Here is a 16,629-nt window from a genome sequence, read left to right as displayed (position 1 = left end):
GTCACCACGGCGTGAAACATTTCGGGGGCCGGGTCGCATCCTAGCTGCCATCCGGAGGCCTGTCGTTAGATTGGAGTTAAAACTTCGTTAAATTCAGGCTTTCGATCCAACAGGTTCACAAATCCGTGACCTCGAACCGCGCTTGACGCGCCTCAAGCACGCTGAATGCGCCGCAGCCGCCACGAACGACAACGCCGCCCTCTCAGGCGGCGTTTTTGTCTTCCAATTCAACAACCTGCGGCAATCAGGCGTAGGCCGGAGTGGCGTATTCCACCGGATCCGGGGTCGCCGGCGAGTCGAAGCTGACCCATTCCCAGGCCGTGGCATCGGCCATCAGCGCGCGCACCAGCTTGTTGTTGAGCGCGTGGCCGGACTTGAAGCCCTCGTAGGCCCCCAGCACCTGGCCGCCGGCCAGATAGAGGTCGCCGATCGCATCGAGGATCTTGTGGCGCACGAACTCGTCGGCGTAGCGCAGGCCGTCTTCGTTGAGCACGCGGAACTCGTCCAGCACGATGGCGTTGTCCATCGAACCGCCCAGGCCCAGGTTGCGCTCGCGCATGTACTCCAGGTCGCGCATGAAGCCGAAAGTGCGCGCGCGGGAGATTTCCTTGGTGTAGGCCAGCGTCGAGAACTCGATTTCCTGGCGCGACTGCTTGGCCGGGATCATCGGGTGGTCGAACTGGATGGTGAAGCCCAGCTTGTACCCCTCGTACGGGGTGAAGCGGGCCACCTTGTCGCCCTCGGTCACTTCCACGGTCTTCAGCACGCGGATGAAGCGCTTGGGCGCATCCTGTTCCACGATGCCCGCCGACTGCAGCAGGAACACGAACGGGCCGGCCGAACCGTCCATGATCGGCAGCTCGGCCGAGGACAGTTCGACGATGATGTTGTCCACACCCAGGCCGGCCAATGCCGACATCAGGTGTTCGACGGTCTGGATCTTGGCGTCGTTGCAGGTCAGGCCGGTGCACAGGGTCACTTCGGTGACCAGTTCGGCCTTGGCCGGCACTTCCACCACCGGGTCCAGGTCCACGCGGCGGAACACGATGCCATGGTTGACCGGTGCCGGGCGCAGGGTCATGTAGACCTTGTCACCGCTGTGCAGGCCAACGCCGGTGGCGCGGATCGTGTTCTTGAGGGTGCGTTGCTGGATCATGGGGGATGGACCGGAAGTGACACATTAGATTAACACGCACGCTCCCCTACCCTGGCTGAAAGGCCGGCAGGACACACCGGCACGCCAGTAGGACGGGCGTGAAGCAGGGCGGCCGGGCCCATCCTGGCCCGGCGCCCGCGTTTTCAGGACATGGTGGCGCAACCCGGGGAGGACAAGCCCCGGGCTACCCCGCTCAGTCCGCCTGGCGGCGCAGGAAGGCCGGGATGTCCAGGTAATCGTTCGGCAGCTCCGCCGCTGCCGGGGCCGAAGCGGCCGGCGCCGACGGGGTGGAGGCCGCCGCGGTGTCGCTGCTGGCACGACGCAGGCCCAGGCCCATGCCGCCGACGGCCTTGGACACGGCGTCGCCGCCGTTGTCGAAGTCGCCGAACTCCGGCTGGCCGGTGGTCGCATTGCGCACCAGCTTGATCGGTGCACGCTCGCCCGGGCGCTGGGTCTTGCTGGCCGAGACGCGGTTCAGGCCGGTGGCGACCACGGTCACGCGCACTTCGTCCTGCATGTCCGGATCGAGCACGGTGCCGACCACCACGGTGGCGTCTTCGGAAGCGAAGCCATCGATGGTGCGGCCGATCTCGTCGAACTCGGCCATGGTGAAGTCGGCGCCGGCGGTGATGTTGACCAGGATGCCGTTGGCACCGGCCAGGTTCACGTCGTCCAGCAGCGGGTTCTGGATCGCCGATTCGGCGGCGGCCTGCGCGCGGTCATCGCCGCGGGCGGTGCCGGTACCCATCATCGCCAGGCCCATTTCGGACATGACGGTGCGCACGTCGGCGAAGTCGACATTGATCAGGCCCGGACGCACGATCAGGTCGGCGATGCCCTGCACGGCGCCCTGCAGCACGTCGTTGGCGGCACGGAAGGCCTGGATCATGGTCGCGTTGCGGCCCAGCACGGTGATCAGCTTTTCGTTGGGGATGGTGATCAGCGAGTCGCAGTGCTGGCTCAGTTCCTCGATGCCCTTCAGCGCCACCTGCATGCGGCGACGGCCTTCGAACGGGAACGGCTTGGTGACCACGGCCACGGTCAGGATGCCCATTTCCTTGGCCAGCTGGGCCACCACCGGCGCAGCGCCGGTGCCGGTGCCGCCGCCCATGCCGGCGGTGATGAACACCATGTCCGCACCCTGCAGCGCGTCCATGATGCGCTCACGATCTTCCAGCGCGGCCTGGCGGCCGACTTCCGGGTTCGCGCCTGCGCCCAGGCCCTTGGTCACGTTGGTACCCAGCTGCAGCTGCAGCTTGGCACCGCAATTCTTGATGGCCTGCGAGTCGGTGTTGGCGGTGATGAATTCCACGCCATCCACTGCCGAGTTGACCATGTGCGCCACGGCATTGCCGCCGCCGCCGCCCACGCCAACCACCTTGATCACCGCATTGGGTGCCATCTTTTCGATCAGTTCAAAATGCGCCATGTCCGTGTCCTCGTTGTATCCGCTTTGGCTGGCATGGGCATTCGGGCGTCCTGCCCTCCTGCTGCATGCCGGCGTTGCGGCTGTGTGGGTTGTGTGTTGCCGGTGTTGCGTTGTGATGCGGGTACTGCGGGTGTTGCGCCCGGGCGAGGCCCGGTCTTGCGGATTCCGCGTCAGAACTCGCCGCGGAACCAGGTCTTGAGTTTCTTGAACATGCTTCCGGCGCGGCCGGTCGGCAGCGACGGACGCCGCGGATGCTCGATCTGGCTGCCCATCAGCAGCAGGCCTACGCCGGTGGCATGCACCGGGTTGCCGACCACTTCGCCAAGCCCGGTGACGTGCTGCGGAATGCCCACGCGTACCGGCATCTGCAGCATTTCCTCGGCCAGCTCGACCACGCCTTCCATCTTCGAAGCACCACCGGTCAGCACCATGCCGGCGCGCACCAGTTCCTCGAAGCCGGAGCGGCGCAGTTCGGCCTGCACCATCTCGAAGATTTCCTCGTAGCGGCCCTGCACCGCCTGCGCCAGCGAATGGCGCGGCATGCGGCGCGGCGGGCGGTCGCCCACCGACGGCACCTGGATGCTTTCCTCGGCGGTGGCCAGCTGGGCCAGCGCGCAGGCGTAGCGCACCTTGATCTGCTCGGCTTCCGGGGTCGGCGTGCGCAGCATGTGCGCGATGTCGTTGGTCACGTGGTCGCCGGCGATCGGCAGCGAGGCGGTGTGGCAGATCGCGCCCTGCACGAACACCGCGATGTCGGTGGTACCGGCGCCCATGTCGACCAGCACCACGCCCAGCTCGCGCTCATCGGCAGTCAGCACCGCCACGCTGGAGGCCAGCGAGGACAGCACCAGGTCGTCCACCTGCAGGCCGCAGCGCTGCACGCACTTGCTGATGTTGGCCGCGGCCGACTGCGCGCACACCACCAGGTGGGCGTGCACTTCCAGGCGTACGCCGGTCATGCCGACCGGGTTGCGGATGCCTTCCTGCGAATCGTCCAGCACGTACTCGCGCGGAATCGCATGCAGGATCTTCTGGTCGGCCGGGATCGCCACCGCCTTGGCCGCGTCCAGCACGCGATCCAGGTCGCCCCAGGTCACTTCGCCGTCGCGGATCGGCACGATGCCGGGCGAGTTCTTGCACTGCACGTGGTTGCCGGAGATCGAGGCGTACACCGAGCGGATCTCGCAGCCGGCCATCAGCTCGGCTTCTTCCACCGCGCGCTGGATCGACTGCACGGTCGATTCGATATCCACCACCACGCCGCGCTTGAGCCCGCGTGACTCGTGCGAGCCGATGCCGATCACTTCGATCGGGTTGCCCGGCGAATACTCGCCTACCAGCGCCACCACCTTGGAGGTGCCGATGTCCAGGCCAACGATCAGCGATTTGTCACCCTTGCGATTCATGTCCTTTCCTGCGTCCTGCTGGCCGGGGTCGCCGGCGTTTTCGCCGGCGTGGCCGGGGTACCCCAGCTCAGCGTGAAACCATTGGTGTAACGGAGGTCGGCGCGCTCGATCGGCGCGTCCTGGCGGTTGAGCTGCGGCAGCACCTTGACGAAGCGCTGCATGCGCGAGCGCGCGTCGTCACGGCCGACCACCACTTCGGTGCCGTTGCTCAGCACCAGCGACCAGCTGCCACGCGCATCCATCGTCACCCGGCGCACATCGACGCCGGCCGGTGCGAACAATGCACGCGAGTCGCTGTACAGCTTCATCACTTCTTCGGTCTGGCTGTCCGGGCCGTCCAGTTCGGGCAGCGCCAGGTCGGCCAGCTTCTTCGGCGTGGGGAACAACTTGCCCTGCTCGGAGACCAGGCGGTCGTTGCCCCAGCGCGCGAACGGCTTGTGCTCGACCAGGGTCACTTCCAGCACGTCCGGCCACTGCTTGCGCACCTGCGCGCTTTCCACCCACGGCAGTTTTTCCAGGGCGTCCTGCGCGTCCTGCAGCTTGACCGCGAAGAAACCGGCATGCGCATACGGCAGCAGCACCTGCTGCAGCTGTTCGGCCGGCACCCGCTTGAACTCACCGTGCACGCGCAGCTTCGCCAGCGGCCAGCGCTCGGCGCCGACCCAGCCATTGACCACGGCCACCACCGGCAGTGCAACCACCGACAGCGCCAACAGCCAGACGAAGATGCGCAGCACCGCGTTCATGCGTGCGGGGCCTCCAGGGTCTGCTCCAGCACGCGCCACACCAGTTCCTCGAAACCGATGCCGGCCTGTGCGGCCGCCTTCGGCACCAGCGAGTGGCTGGTCATGCCCGGTGCGGTGTTCACTTCCAGCAGGAAGAAGCGGCCGCTGGCGCGGTCGCGCATCACGTCCACGCGGCCCCAGCCGCGGCAGCCGGCGGCACGGAACGCGGCCAGCGCGATGCGGCGGATCTCGTCTTCGTCAGCACCGTCCAGGCCCGGGCACAGGTACTGGGTGTCTTCGGCGATGTACTTGGCGTTGTAGTCGTACCACTGGCCCTTGGGCACGATGCGGATCGACGGCAGCGCCACGTCGCCGAGGATGGCCACGGTCAGCTCGTCGCCGACCACCATCTGCTCCATCAGCAGCTGGCCGTCGTAGCGCGCGGCCAAGGCCACCGCCTCGTCCAGGCCGGCGTCGTCGGTGACCCGGCTGATGCCCACGCTGGAGCCTTCATTGGCCGGCTTCACCACCACCGGCAGGCCCAGTTCGGCGGCATTGGCATGCACGTCCTCGGCCGTGACCTTGCGGTACTGCGGGGTCGGCAGGCCCAGCGACAGCCACACCTGCTTGGTGCGGATCTTGTCCATGCTCAGCGCCGAACCCAGCACGTTCGAGCCGGTGTACGGCACGCCGAAGGCGTCCATGAGGCCCTGCACGATGCCATCCTCACCGCCACCGTTGTGGCCGTGCAGGATGTTGAACACGCGGTCGACACCGCCGGCGGCCAGCACCTTGGCCAGCGCCGGGATGCCGTCCACGGCGAACGCATCGATGCCGCGCGCCTGCAGCGCTTCAAGCACGTTGCGGCCGGAGTCCAGCGACACCTCGCGTTCGCTGGAACTGCCACCGAGCAGCACGGCGACGCGGCCGAACACGGCCGGGTCGGTCACGCGCAGCGGCGGGAAGGTCAGCGTGCTCACGCCTCGCCCTCCGCCTTGAACCCTTCCACGGCGATGTGGCTGGCCACGGCGCCGATGTCGCCGGCCCCCATCATCAGCAGCAGGTCACCGTCCTGCAGTACGTCCGGCAGCACGCTGGCCAGTTCGGCCGCCTTGCCCACCACCACCGGCTCGCTGCGGCCGCGCGCACGGATGGCGCGCGCCAGCGCATGCGAATCGGCGCCGGCAATCGGCTCTTCGCCGGCCGGGTAGACCTCGCTCAGCACCAGCGCATCGACGCTGGACAGCACCGCGGCGAACTTGTCGAACTGGTCGCGGGTACGGCTGTAACGGTGCGGCTGGAAGGCCACCACCAGGCGCTTGTCGGCCCAGCCACCGCGGGCGGCGGCGAACACCGCTTCCAGCTCGCTCGGGTGATGGCCGTAGTCGTCGATGATGCGCACCTTGGCACCGCTGGCGGTGGTCACTTCGCCCAGATCGTTGAAGCGACGGCCGACACCGGCGAATGCTTCCAGCGCGCGTGCGATGGCGTCCGGCGCCACGCCCAGCTGCCAGCCCACTGCCGCGGCGGCCAGTGCGTTCAGCACGTTGTGCTTGCCCGGCAGCGCCAGCACCACTTCCTGGCTGGTGCCCTGCGGCAGGCGCAGGGTGAAGCGCATGCGCGACCCTTCCTGCACCACGTTCTCGGCACGCACGTCGGCCTGCGGGCTCATGCCGTAGCTCATCACGTGGCGCGGGGTCTTGGCGGCCAGTGCGGCCACTTCCGGGTCATCGATGCACAGCACCGCCAGGCCGTAGAACGGCAGGCGCTGCAGGAACTCGGCGAACGCCGCCTGCACGCGGGCGAAGTCGTTGCCGTAGTTCTCCAGATGATCGGCATCAATGTTGGTGATGATCGACATCAGCGGGTTCAGGCGCAGGAAGCTGCCATCGCTTTCGTCGGCCTCGGCCACCAGCCACTGGCCACCACCCAGCTTGGCGTTGGCACCGGCGGCCAGCAGCTGGCCACCGATCACGAAGGTCGGGTCCAGGCCACCTTCGCTCAGCACCGCAGCGGTCAGGCTGGTGGTGGTGGTCTTGCCGTGCGTGCCGGCCACGGCGATGCCGCGGCGGAAGCGCATCAGTTCGGCCAGCATCGCCGCACGCGGCATGATCGGAATGCGCTGGCTGCGCGCTTCCATCAGTTCCGGGTTGTCCTCGCGGATGGCGCTGGACACCACCACGCAGTCGGTGCCCAGCACATTGGCCGCCGAGTGGCCGCGCATGATGCGCGCACCCAGGCCGGCCAGGCGGCGGGTCGCGCCGTTGTCGGCATTGTCCGAGCCGGAGACTTCGTAGCCCAGCGTCAGCATCACTTCGGCGATACCGCTCATGCCGGTGCCGCCGATGCCGACGAAATGCACGCGCGGGAAGGCGCGCACCAGGTCGTTGGTGTCGTGCAGGCGACGGATCATGCGCGGCCTCGCGCAGGGCAGGCGCGGTGGCATGCCTTCTTCATACAGCTTCCTCAAGAATGATATCGGCGATGCGCTCGGCGGCATCGACCTTGGCCAGGGCACGCGCGGCTTGCGCCATCTGCATGCGGCGGGCGGGATTTTCGGACAGATCACGCAGCAGTGCGGCAATGCCGTCGGCCAGCGTTCCGTCCTGCTTCAGCAAAACCGCCGCGCCGCGCTCGACCAGGTACTCCGCATTGCGGGTCTGGTGATCGTCGACGGCGGCGGGGAATGGCACCAGCACGCTGCCGACACCGACCGCGCACAGCTCGGCCAGGGTCGACGCGCCGGCGCGGCACACGACCAGATCGGCCCAGGCGAACGCGTCGGCCATGTCGGCGATGAACGGGGTGATTTCAGCCTGCACGCCGGCCTTGGCATACGCCTCGATTGCTTCGGCATGCATCTTCTCGCCACTCTGGTGGCGCACCTGCACCGGCAGGTCCGCGCCCAGCGCGGCAATCGCCTGCGGCACACCGGTGTTGAGTGCACGTGCGCCCTGGCTGCCACCGACCACCAGCACGCGCAGCGGGCCGTGGCGGTCGGCGAAGCGCTGTTCCGGCGGCGCGATGGCGGCGATTTCCGCACGCACCGGGTTGCCGACGAATTCCTCGCGCTGGGCGAAGGTGCCCGGGAAGCCGGTCAGCAGGCGGCGCGCATAGCGCGACAGGATGCGGTTGGTCAGGCCCGGTGCGCGGTTCTGCTCATGCACGATCAGCGGCAGGCCGTGCAGGCGCGTGGCCATGCCACCCGGGCCGGAGGCGAAGCCACCGAAGGCCACCACCGCACGCGGCTGGCGCTTGCGGATGATCATGCCGGCCGCGCGCAGCGCGCGCATCAGCCGCCATGGCGCCGCCAGCAGGGCCAGCTTGCCCTTGCCACGCAGGCCGGTGATCGCCAGCGTGTCGATGGCGATGTCGTGCTGCGGCACCAGGCGGGTTTCCATCGCACCGTCGGCGCCCATCCAGGTGACCGGCACGCCACGCTCGCGCAGCACGCGGGCCACGGCCAGGCCGGGGAAGATGTGGCCACCGGTACCACCGGCCAGGATCATCACCGGACGTGCAGTGTCGTGGGCTGCGCTCATGACAGCCTCCCGAAGGTCGGTTCGACGCGCGACTGCAGGCGGCTGGTGCCACGCGCAGCGTTCGCCGTCGCTGCGGCCACCGGCTCTGCGCTCATCGGCACATGGGCTGCTGCCGGCGCGACCGGTTCATCCTGCGGCTCGGCAGCCGCGTCGTCGCCGCCACCGATACGCACGGCCTGGCGGCGCTCGGCGCGCTTGAGTTCATAGGACACGCGCAGCAGCAGGCCCATCGCCACGCAGGTCATCAGCACCGACGAACCGCCGGAGGAAATCAGCGGCAGGGTCAGGCCCTTGGTCGGCAGGATGCCCAGGTTCACGCCGATCGAGACGAAGGTCTGCATGCTGATCCACAGGCCGATGCCGAAGGCGATGTAGCCGGAGAAGTGGCGCTTCATTTCCACGCAGCGCATGCCCAGCCAGAAGGTGCGGCCGACCAGCAGCGCATACAGGGCCACGATCACGCAGGTGCCCAGGAAGCCGAATTCCTCGGCGGTGACCGAGAAGATGAAGTCGGTGTGCGCTTCGGGCAGGTAGTACAGCTTCTGCACCGAATTGCCCAGGCCGACGCCGGTCCACTCGCCGCGGCCGACCGCCATCAGCGCGTTGGACAGCTGGTAGCCGTCACCCTGCTGGTCGGCCCACGGGTCCAGGAAGGAGGTGATGCGGCGCATGCGGTACGGCTCGATGATCGCCAGCGCGCTCATGCCGACCAGGCCGATGATCACCGGCATCGACATGCGCGGCATGTTGACCCCGCCCAGCACCAGCATGCCGGCGGTGATCGCCAGCAGCAGGGTCGAGGAACCGAAGTCCGGCTGCAGCAACAGCAGCACCACCAGCGCACCGGCCACGCCCAGCGGCTTGAGCATCGCCGGCCAGGTCGCGTTGACCTCGTCGCGGAAGCGCACCAGGTAGCTGGACAGCCAGACGATGTACAGCACCTTCACCGCCTCGACCGTCTGGAACTTGGAGATGCCCAGGTTGATCCAGCGGCGCGCGCCGTTGACCGTGCTGCCCAGGCCCGGCGTGAACACTGCCAGCAGCAGCACGAAGCAGCCCAGCAGCAGCATCTGGTTGTACTGCTCGATCGACTTCAGCTCGGTGCGCGCGGCAATCACCGCCAGCACGATGCCGACCGCCAGGAAGATCAGGTGGCGGTTGAGGTAGTAGAACGGGCTGCTCATCAAGGCGATCGAGCTGGACGCCACCATCACCACGCCCACACCGGTGAGCGCGATGATCGCGCCCAGCAGCCACTTGTCGTAGCTGCCTTCGATGGCTTCAAGGCGTGTTGCCTGGCGGGACAGGTCGTTCATCTCAGCGCACCTTCAACGTGGCCAGGCCGATCAGCACGAGCACGACGGAGATGATCCAGAAGCGCACGATCACGCGCGGCTCGGGCCAGCCCTTCAGTTCGAAATGGTGGTGGATCGGCGCCATGCGGAACACGCGCTTGCCGGTCAGCTTGAACGAAGCGACCTGGATCATCACCGACAGCGTTTCGATCACGAACACGCCGCCCATGATCACCAGCACCAGTTCCTGGCGGGTGATCACTGCGATCGTGCCCAGCACCGCGCCCAGCGCCAGCGCGCCGATGTCGCCCATGAAGACCATGGCCGGATAGGTGTTGAACCACAGGAAGCCCAGGCCCGCGCCCGCGATGGCCGCGCAGATGATGACCAGCTCGCCGGCCCCCGGAATCTGCGGGATCTGCAGGTAGTTGGCGAACACCACGTTGCCCGAGGCATAGGCGAACACACCCAGTGCGCAGGCCACCAGCACGGTCGGCATGATCGCCAGGCCGTCCAGGCCGTCGGTCAGGTTCACCGCGTTGGAGAAGCCGACGATCCAGAAGTAGGCGATGGCCACGAAGCCGATGCCGGCCAGCGGCAGCGCCACCGACTTGAACATCGGGATGTAGAAGGTCAGCGCGGCCGGCACGTCGGCCGTATAGAACAGGAACAGGCCCGCAGCCAGGCCGAAGATCGACTGCAGCAGGTACTTCCAGCGCGACTTCAGGCCGTTCGGGTCGCGACGGACGATCTTGATCCAGTCGTCATACCAGCCGATGGCACCGAAGCACAGCATCACCGCCAGCACCAGCCACACGTAGCGGTTGCGCAGGTCGGCCCACATCAGCACCGACAGGGTGATGGTGAGCAGGATCAGCGAACCGCCCATGGTCGGCGTACCGGCCTTGGAGAAATGGGTCTGCGGGCCGTCCTTGCGGATCGGCTGGCCGCCCTTGAACTGGGCAAGCTTGCGGATCATCGCCGGGCCGAGCCACAGCGACAGGAACAGGGCCGTCAGCGCGGCAAGGATGGCGCGGAACGTCTGGTAGTTGAACAGCCCGAACAGGCTCTCCAACTGCTGCAACCATCGAGCCAGTTCATACAACATGCGGGGATTCCTCTCCTTGCGCCAGCAGCGCTTTGACAATCGTGTCCATGGCGCTGCCACGGGAACCCTTGACCAGGCAGCGCACGCCGGCGTGCAGCTCGTCCTTCAGCGCCTGCGACAGCGCATCATGGGTAGTGAAATGACGGCCACCGTCGCCGAAGGCGGCGGCAGCAGCGGCGCTGAGCGGACCCAGCGCGTACAGGCGCTTGAGGCCGGAGGCACGTGCGCGCAGGCCGGCCTGCGCATGCAGCGTCTCGGCATCCGGGCCCAGCTCGCGCATGTCGCCCAGCACCAGCCAGCCCTCTTCCGGGGCAGCGGCCAGGGCATCGATGGCGGCGGCCAGTGAACCGGGGTTGGCGTTGTAGCTGTCATCCACCAGCACCGCGCCGTTGCGCAGCTGATGGGCGATCTGGCGGCCCGGCACCGGCTGCGCCTCGGCCAGTCCTGCCGCGATCAGCGCCAGGTCGACACCGGCAGCCAGCGCCAGGCTGGCCGCGGCCAGCGCGTTGCTGACGTTGTGGCGGCCCGGCAGGCCCAGCACCACGCGGGCTTCGCCCATCGGCGAGACCAGGGTGAACTGGCTTCCCTGGGCACCGGCGCGGATGTCGCGCGCGGTGATGTCGGCGGTGTGCTCCAGGCCGTAGCGCAGCACGCGGCAGCGCGCCGGCGTGCCGATGAAATGCTGTTCGAACCAGCGGCCGTAGGCATCGTCGACGTTGATCACCGCCACGCCATCGGCCGGCAGCGCCGCGTAGATCGCGCCCTTGGTGACGGCTACGCCGAGCAGGCTGCCCATCCTTTCCAGATGGGCCGGTGCGATGTTGTTGACCAGCGCGTAGCGCGGGCGGGCGATATCGGTCAGGTAGGCGATGTCGCCCGGCTTGCCGGCGCCCATCTCGTAGACGGCGTAGTCGGCATCTTCCGGCGCATCGATCACCGCCAGTGGCAGGCCGATCTCGTTGTTGCGGTTGCCCGGGTTGGCGTAGACCACTTTATGCGCGTGCTGCGCCACCTGCTGCAGGATCGACAGCAGCAGGCTCTTCACGCTGGTCTTGCCATTGCTGCCGGTAATCGCGAACACCTCGGTCTCGCGGTCGCGCTGCATGCCGGTGGCGATCTTCGCCAGCGCCAGCTCGCTGTCGGCCACCAGCACCTGCGGCAGCTCGATCGGCAGCAGCCGCTCGACCAGCAGGGCACTGGCGCCGCGCGCCTGCGCGTCGGTGGCGAAGTCATGACCGTCGAAACGCTCGCCGCGCAGCGCCACGTACAGGCTGCCCGGGCCGAGGCTGCGGGTGTCGTTGCTGACCGCATCGATGGCCACGTCGTCGCCGTGGATCTCGCCGCCGGCCCAGTGTGCGATCAGCGAAAGCAGGGTGCGCTTCATGCGATGCCCTCCCCGGCCTGAGCGGCCAACACGCCGGCCTTGGCAGCCAACGCAGCGGCAGCCACTTCGGTGTCGTCGAAGTCATGACGAACGCCATTGACCTCCTGGTACGGCTCGTGGCCCTTGCCGGCGATCAGGATGATGTCGCCGGCACCGGCACGCTTCACCGCCAGGCCGATCGCACGCGCGCGGCTGCGCTGCACGGTCACGGCATCGGCATTCTGGAAGCCGGCCAGGATGTCGGCCACGATCACGTCGCCGTCCTCGCCACGCGGGTTGTCGTCGGTGACGATGACCTGGTTGGCCAGGCGCTCGGCAATGGCGGCCATCTGCGGGCGCTTGCCGGTATCGCGCTCGCCACCGCAGCCGAACACGCAGAACAGCGCGCCATGCAGGTGGCCGTGCAGGCTGTCCAGCGCCTGTTCCAGTGCGTCCGGCGTGTGCGCGTAATCGACCACCACGGTCGGCAGGCCGTCTTCGCCGCCGAGGCGGTTCATGCGGCCACGGATCGGCTGCAGTGCCGACAGCACTTCGGCGATGCGTGGCAGCGGCTGGCCCTGCGCATGCAGGGTGCCGGCCACGGCCAGCAGGTTGTCCACGTTGAAGCGGCCCAGCAGCGGCGACTGCACGGCGGCACGCTTGCCGTCGATGACCAGTTCGAAGGCGATGCCACGGCCGTCCAGCTGCAGCGCTTCGGCGCGCACGCTGGCGTCGGTGGCACCGCGCGAGCTCAGGCCGATCGGCTGCACGCCCGCCGGCAGGCCAGCGAACAGCTGGCGACCGAATGCATCATCCAGGTTGACCACGGCGGCCTTCAGGCCCGGGCGATGGAACAGCCGCGCCTTGGCCGCGCCGTAGCTGGCCATGTCGCCGTGGTAGTCCAGATGGTCGCGGGTGAGGTTGGTGAACACCGCCACGTCATAGTGCACGGCATCCACGCGGCCCTGGTCCAGCGCATGCGAGCTGACTTCCATCGCCACCGCACGTGCACCGGCATCGCGCAGCTGCGCCAGCAGCGCATGCATCTGCAGCACCAGCGGCGTGGTGAAGCCGGTCGGTTCGACCGCACCATAAAGTCCGGCACCCAGCGTGCCGATACTGCCACTGGGCGTTCCGAGCAGGTGCCAGGCCTGGGCCAGCAGCTGCACGGTGGAGGTCTTGCCGTTGGTGCCGGTCACGCCGACCATCGCCATCGCCCGCGACGGCGCGCCATGGAACTGGTCGGCCATCGCGCCCATGCGCGCGCGCAGGCCCGGCACCGCGATCGCATCGGCCGGTGCCGGCAGCTCGGCAGGCGCCGGCGGTTCGAACAGGATGGCGCTGGCACCGGCCGCGCGGGCCTGCTCGACAAAGCCCAGGCCATGCGCGCCGAACCCGGCGATGGCAACGAAGGCATTACCGGGGCGTACGGCGCGGCTGTCCAGCACCAGGCCGGTCAGAACGGGGTCATGGCCCGCCAGGGCCACGTCCGGAAGCAACTGCGAAAGCAACATCGAAGGACTCATTGCGTGCCTCCCGTAGCGGGCGGCGTCTGGGCATGCGCGCTCGGTAGCGCAGCATCGAATTCAGCGGCGGCATCCACCGGCAGTGCGGCTTCGGCCGGCGGCGCAGGCAGGATCGAAGCCGAATGGCCGACCTTGCCGGACTGCTGCGCGGCCAACCACGACTGCAGGTCATCCAGCGGCACGTCCATCAGGCGCAGGGTGCCTTCCATCACGTTGTGATAGACCGGCGCCGACACCAGGCCGCCGTAGAACTTGCCGGCCTGCGGGTCGTTGATGACGATGACGGTGGCGAAACGCGGGTTGGTGGCCGGCACCACGCCGGCGAACAGCGCGTTGTAGTGGCCGCGCTCGTAACCACCGGGGCCGGCCTTGCGTGCGGTACCGGTCTTGCCGGCCACGCGGTAGCCCAGCACCGCCGCCTGCTTGGCGCCGCCCTGGGTCACCACCGTTTCCATCATCGCCACCACCTGCTTGGCGACGTTCTCGTCGATGATCTGCTGGCCTTCGTTGCGCTGGCCCTTGACGAAGGTCGGCGCGATCAGCCGACCGCCGTTGGCCAGCGCCGAGTAGGCCGTGGCGATCTGCAGCGGGGTGACGTTCAGGCCGTAGCCGTAGGACATGGTGGTCTTGGTGGTGCCCGACCAGCGCGCCGGGCGCAGCACCACGCCGCCGGATTCACCCGGGAAACCGCTATGCGGCACCGAGCCGTAACCGAAGCGGCGCACGCCGTCGTAGAACACCTGGTCCGGCATCTTCGCCGCGACCTTGGCCGCACCCACGTTCGAACTGCGGGTGATCACGCCGGTCACGTTCAGCACGCCGTTGTTGCGCGGCACGTCGCGGATGGTGAAGCGGCCCAGGGTCATGTAACCCGGGTTGGTGTCGATGATGGTGTCCTTGGTCACCGCACCGGCCTGCAGCGCGGTGGCGATGGTCAGCGGCTTCATCGTCGAACCCGGCTCGACCAGATCGGTCACCGCACGGTTGCGGCGCGCATCGGGCAGCGCGCCGGTCAGCGAATTCGGGTTGTAGGTCGGCAGGTTGACCATGGCCAGGATCTCGCCGGTGGTCACGTCCATGATCACCATCGAACCGCCGGCCGCCTTGTTGGCCACCAGCGCGTTGCGCAGCTCCTTGAAGGCCAGGTACTGGATGCGGCGGTCGATGCTGAGGGTCAGGTCCTTGCCCGGTTCGGCGGCGCGCAGCAGATCGCTCTCGACGGTCTCGCCCTTGCGGTTGCGGATCACCCGCTTGGCGCCGGCCTTGCCGCGCAGCCATTCGTCGAACGCCAGCTCCAGGCCTTCCTGGCCGCGGTCGTCAATGTTGGTGAAGCCCAGCACGTGCGCCATCGCCTCACCCTGCGGGTAGAAGCGGCGGAACTCGCGCTGCGCGGCCACGCCCGGAATCTTCAGCGCGACCACTTTCTCTGCCTCGTCCGGATTGATCCGGCGGCGCAGGTACATGAATTCCTTGTCCGACTTCTGCGACAGGCGGCTGCTCAACTCATCCACCGACATGCCGACCGCCTGGGCCAGCTCCGGGATGCGCTCGGGCGAACGCAGCAGGTCCTGCGGGTTGACCCAGATCGAGGCAACCGGCGTGGACACCGCCAGCGGCTCGCCGTTGCGGTCGGTGATCATGCCGCGCGAGGTCTTGATCGGCAGCTCGCGCAGGTAACGGGCCTCGCCCTGGCGCTGGTAGAAGTCGCTGTTGATGATCTGCACATAGGCAGCACGGCCAACCAGCGACACCGAGCACAGGCCCAGCGCCAGCGCGACCCAGCGCAGGCGCTGGCGCAGGTTGAAGGCGTTGCGCGGGCGGTTGCGGCCGGTCTTGCTCATGGCCGCACCACCACGATGTCGGCGGCCTCGGGGAACTTCATGCCCAGCTTTTCGCGGGCGATGCGATCGACACGATTGGCTTCGGCCAGGGTGGCCTGTTCCAGCTGCAGGCGGCCGAACTCCAGGTTGATGTCATCGCGCTTGCGCTCGGCGCGCGACAGCTCGATGAACGTCTGCCGATGACGGTGACGCACGAACACGACGCCGATCGCCGAGGCCACGGTCGAGGCCAACAGGATGATCAGCAGCAGCCGGCTCATGCATCGGCCTCCCGCTTCTGGGCCACGCGCAGCACGGCGCTGCGGGCACGCGGGTTGGCCGCCAGCTCTTCGTCGGTGGCCTTGATGGCGCCGCCGATCAGATCCAGGGTGGGCACGAACACCTCCGCCTCGGGCAGGCGGCGGTTGGCCGGCGGCGCCTTGGCCAGTCGGTTCATGTACTGCTTGACGATGCGGTCTTCCAGCGAATGGAAGCTGATGATCGCCAGGCGGCCGCCGGGCTTGAGCCGTTCCACCGCCGCATCGAGGCCGGCTTCCAGATCGGCCAGCTCGCGATTGATGTGGATGCGGATGGCCTGGAAGCTGCGCGTGGCCGGGTGGATCTTGTCCTTTCCACGTGGCATCACCGAGGCGATCAGCTCGGCCAGTTCGGCGGTGCGGGTGAACGGCTGCTTCTCGCGGCGGGCCACGATGGCACGCGCGATGCGGCGGCTCTGGCGCTCTTCGCCGTAGGTCCACAGCACATCGGCGATCTCGCGGTCTTCGACGCGGTTGATCCACTGCGCGGCGCTTTCGCCGCTGTCCGGGTCCATGCGCATGTCCAGCGGGCCGTCCTTGCCGAAGCTGAAACCACGCTCGGCCACGTCCAGCTGCGGCGACGACACGCCCAGGTCGAACAGCACGCCGTCCAGGCCGTCGGCCGTCGCATCCCACTGCAGCAGCTGGGCGAAGCTGCCACGGAAGATGGACACGCGCGGGTCCGGCGCGAAATCGCGCTCGGCTACGGCGATGGCTTCCGGATCCTTGTCCATGACCAGCAGGCGCCCCTCGGGACCCAACTGGGTGAGCACGCCACGTGCATGACCGCCACGACCGAACGTGCCATCCAGATAACGTCCGTTTTCGATCACCCTCAGGCCTTCAAGGACCTGGGTGTACAGGACCGGCAGGTGCACCGCCGGCGACTGCGACACCGGAAGGTGACCGGTCTGCGCTTCTGGGCGCATCCGGGCACCCCGG

At 68.1% G+C, this 16,629-nt stretch carries 13 protein-coding genes and 1 pseudogene; all 14 read right to left on the bottom strand.

The window, feature by feature from the left end; translation table 11 throughout:
- Positions 1–244 precede the first annotated feature (244 nt).
- Positions 245–1,156: a UDP-3-O-acyl-N-acetylglucosamine deacetylase gene (gene lpxC / locus VN11_RS03290; protein ID WP_004143722.1), complete on the bottom strand. Its 912-nt coding sequence runs from the start codon at positions 1,154–1,156 to the stop codon at positions 245–247.
- A gap of 193 nt (positions 1,157–1,349) precedes the next feature.
- Entirely contained in the window at positions 1,350–2,585 is a 1,236-nt protein-coding gene (gene ftsZ / locus VN11_RS03285; RefSeq protein WP_040008912.1) for a cell division protein FtsZ, read from the bottom strand.
- 170 nt (positions 2,586–2,755) lie between these two features.
- Entirely contained in the window at positions 2,756–3,991 is a 1,236-nt protein-coding gene (gene ftsA / locus VN11_RS03280) for a cell division protein FtsA (RefSeq protein ID WP_005408083.1), read from the bottom strand.
- Positions 3,992–4,059: 68 nt separating this feature from the next.
- Positions 4,060–4,737 (bottom strand): annotated as a pseudogene (locus VN11_RS03275) (cell division protein FtsQ/DivIB); the annotation flags it as partial.
- Positions 4,734–5,696 (bottom strand): D-alanine--D-alanine ligase, encoded by a 963-nt coding sequence (locus VN11_RS03270; protein WP_053448802.1) that lies wholly within the window; start codon positions 5,694–5,696, stop codon positions 4,734–4,736. The pseudogene VN11_RS03275 and the gene VN11_RS03270, both read right to left, overlap by 4 nt.
- Complete coding sequence (gene murC / locus VN11_RS03265) at positions 5,693–7,129, bottom strand: UDP-N-acetylmuramate--L-alanine ligase (RefSeq protein ID WP_053448801.1); 1,437 nt, start codon at positions 7,127–7,129, stop codon at positions 5,693–5,695. Before murC ends, VN11_RS03270 begins: the two co-directional genes overlap by 4 nt.
- Positions 7,130–7,169: 40 nt before the next feature.
- Positions 7,170–8,258, bottom strand: a complete 1,089-nt coding sequence (gene murG / locus VN11_RS03260) for an undecaprenyldiphospho-muramoylpentapeptide beta-N-acetylglucosaminyltransferase (protein ID WP_053448800.1) — start codon at positions 8,256–8,258, stop codon at positions 7,170–7,172.
- The gene (ftsW, locus tag VN11_RS03255) at positions 8,255–9,574 is read right to left on the bottom strand and encodes a putative lipid II flippase FtsW (RefSeq protein ID WP_053448799.1); all 1,320 of its coding nucleotides are present in this window, start codon (positions 9,572–9,574) and stop codon (positions 8,255–8,257) included. The genes murG and ftsW overlap by 4 nt, the downstream gene beginning before the upstream one ends.
- A gap of 1 nt (position 9,575) precedes the next feature.
- Positions 9,576–10,661 carry a phospho-N-acetylmuramoyl-pentapeptide-transferase gene (gene mraY, locus VN11_RS03250; protein ID WP_004154219.1) on the bottom strand — a complete coding sequence of 362 codons (1,086 nt, stop codon included), beginning with the start codon at positions 10,659–10,661 and terminating at the stop codon, positions 9,576–9,578.
- The gene (locus tag VN11_RS03245; RefSeq protein WP_053448798.1) at positions 10,651–12,045 is read right to left on the bottom strand and encodes a UDP-N-acetylmuramoyl-tripeptide--D-alanyl-D-alanine ligase; all 1,395 of its coding nucleotides are present in this window, start codon (positions 12,043–12,045) and stop codon (positions 10,651–10,653) included. The genes mraY and VN11_RS03245 overlap by 11 nt, the downstream gene beginning before the upstream one ends.
- Positions 12,042–13,550 carry a UDP-N-acetylmuramoyl-L-alanyl-D-glutamate--2,6-diaminopimelate ligase gene (locus tag VN11_RS03240; RefSeq protein ID WP_053448797.1) on the bottom strand — a complete coding sequence of 503 codons (1,509 nt, stop codon included), beginning with the start codon at positions 13,548–13,550 and terminating at the stop codon, positions 12,042–12,044. Before VN11_RS03240 ends, VN11_RS03245 begins: the two co-directional genes overlap by 4 nt.
- Positions 13,547–15,391 (bottom strand): peptidoglycan D,D-transpeptidase FtsI family protein, encoded by a 1,845-nt coding sequence (locus tag VN11_RS03235; RefSeq protein WP_004154216.1) that lies wholly within the window; start codon positions 15,389–15,391, stop codon positions 13,547–13,549. The genes VN11_RS03240 and VN11_RS03235 overlap by 4 nt, the downstream gene beginning before the upstream one ends.
- A complete protein-coding gene (gene ftsL, locus VN11_RS03230) occupies positions 15,388–15,651 on the bottom strand; it encodes a cell division protein FtsL (RefSeq protein WP_005412242.1) in 264 nt (87 codons plus the stop codon). The genes VN11_RS03235 and ftsL overlap by 4 nt, the downstream gene beginning before the upstream one ends.
- A complete protein-coding gene (gene rsmH / locus VN11_RS03225) occupies positions 15,648–16,616 on the bottom strand; it encodes a 16S rRNA (cytosine(1402)-N(4))-methyltransferase RsmH (protein ID WP_004154215.1) in 969 nt (322 codons plus the stop codon). The genes ftsL and rsmH overlap by 4 nt, the downstream gene beginning before the upstream one ends.
- Positions 16,617–16,629: the final 13 nt, after the last annotated feature.

The sequence above is a fragment of the Stenotrophomonas maltophilia genome, from assembly GCF_001274595.1.
Classification (GTDB): domain Bacteria; phylum Pseudomonadota; class Gammaproteobacteria; order Xanthomonadales; family Xanthomonadaceae; genus Stenotrophomonas; species Stenotrophomonas forensis.
The sequence above is the reverse complement of the archived record's forward strand: the minus strand, read 5'-3'. Positions and strand labels throughout refer to the sequence as shown.

Excerpts from the sequence above, each read along its gene's own strand:
- ftsL (WP_005412242.1), bottom strand. The coding sequence starts at position 15,651 with ATGAGCCGGCTGCTGCTGATCATCCTGTTGGCCTCGACCGTGGCCTCG.
- ftsA (WP_005408083.1), bottom strand. The coding sequence starts at position 3,991 with ATGAATCGCAAGGGTGACAAATCGCTGATCGTTGGCCTGGACATCGGC.
- murG (WP_053448800.1), bottom strand. The coding sequence starts at position 8,258 with ATGAGCGCAGCCCACGACACTGCACGTCCGGTGATGATCCTGGCCGGT.
- ftsW (WP_053448799.1), bottom strand. The coding sequence starts at position 9,574 with ATGAACGACCTGTCCCGCCAGGCAACACGCCTTGAAGCCATCGAAGGC.
- mraY (WP_004154219.1), bottom strand. The coding sequence starts at position 10,661 with ATGTTGTATGAACTGGCTCGATGGTTGCAGCAGTTGGAGAGCCTGTTC.
- VN11_RS03245 (WP_053448798.1), bottom strand. The coding sequence starts at position 12,045 with ATGAAGCGCACCCTGCTTTCGCTGATCGCACACTGGGCCGGCGGCGAG.
- VN11_RS03240 (WP_053448797.1), bottom strand. The coding sequence starts at position 13,550 with ATGAGTCCTTCGATGTTGCTTTCGCAGTTGCTTCCGGACGTGGCCCTG.
- VN11_RS03235 (WP_004154216.1), bottom strand. The coding sequence starts at position 15,391 with ATGAGCAAGACCGGCCGCAACCGCCCGCGCAACGCCTTCAACCTGCGC.
- rsmH (WP_004154215.1), bottom strand. The coding sequence starts at position 16,616 with ATGCGCCCAGAAGCGCAGACCGGTCACCTTCCGGTGTCGCAGTCGCCG.
- murC (WP_053448801.1), bottom strand. The coding sequence starts at position 7,129 with ATGATCCGTCGCCTGCACGACACCAACGACCTGGTGCGCGCCTTCCCG.
- lpxC (WP_004143722.1), bottom strand. The coding sequence starts at position 1,156 with ATGATCCAGCAACGCACCCTCAAGAACACGATCCGCGCCACCGGCGTT.
- ftsZ (WP_040008912.1), bottom strand. The coding sequence starts at position 2,585 with ATGGCGCATTTTGAACTGATCGAAAAGATGGCACCCAATGCGGTGATC.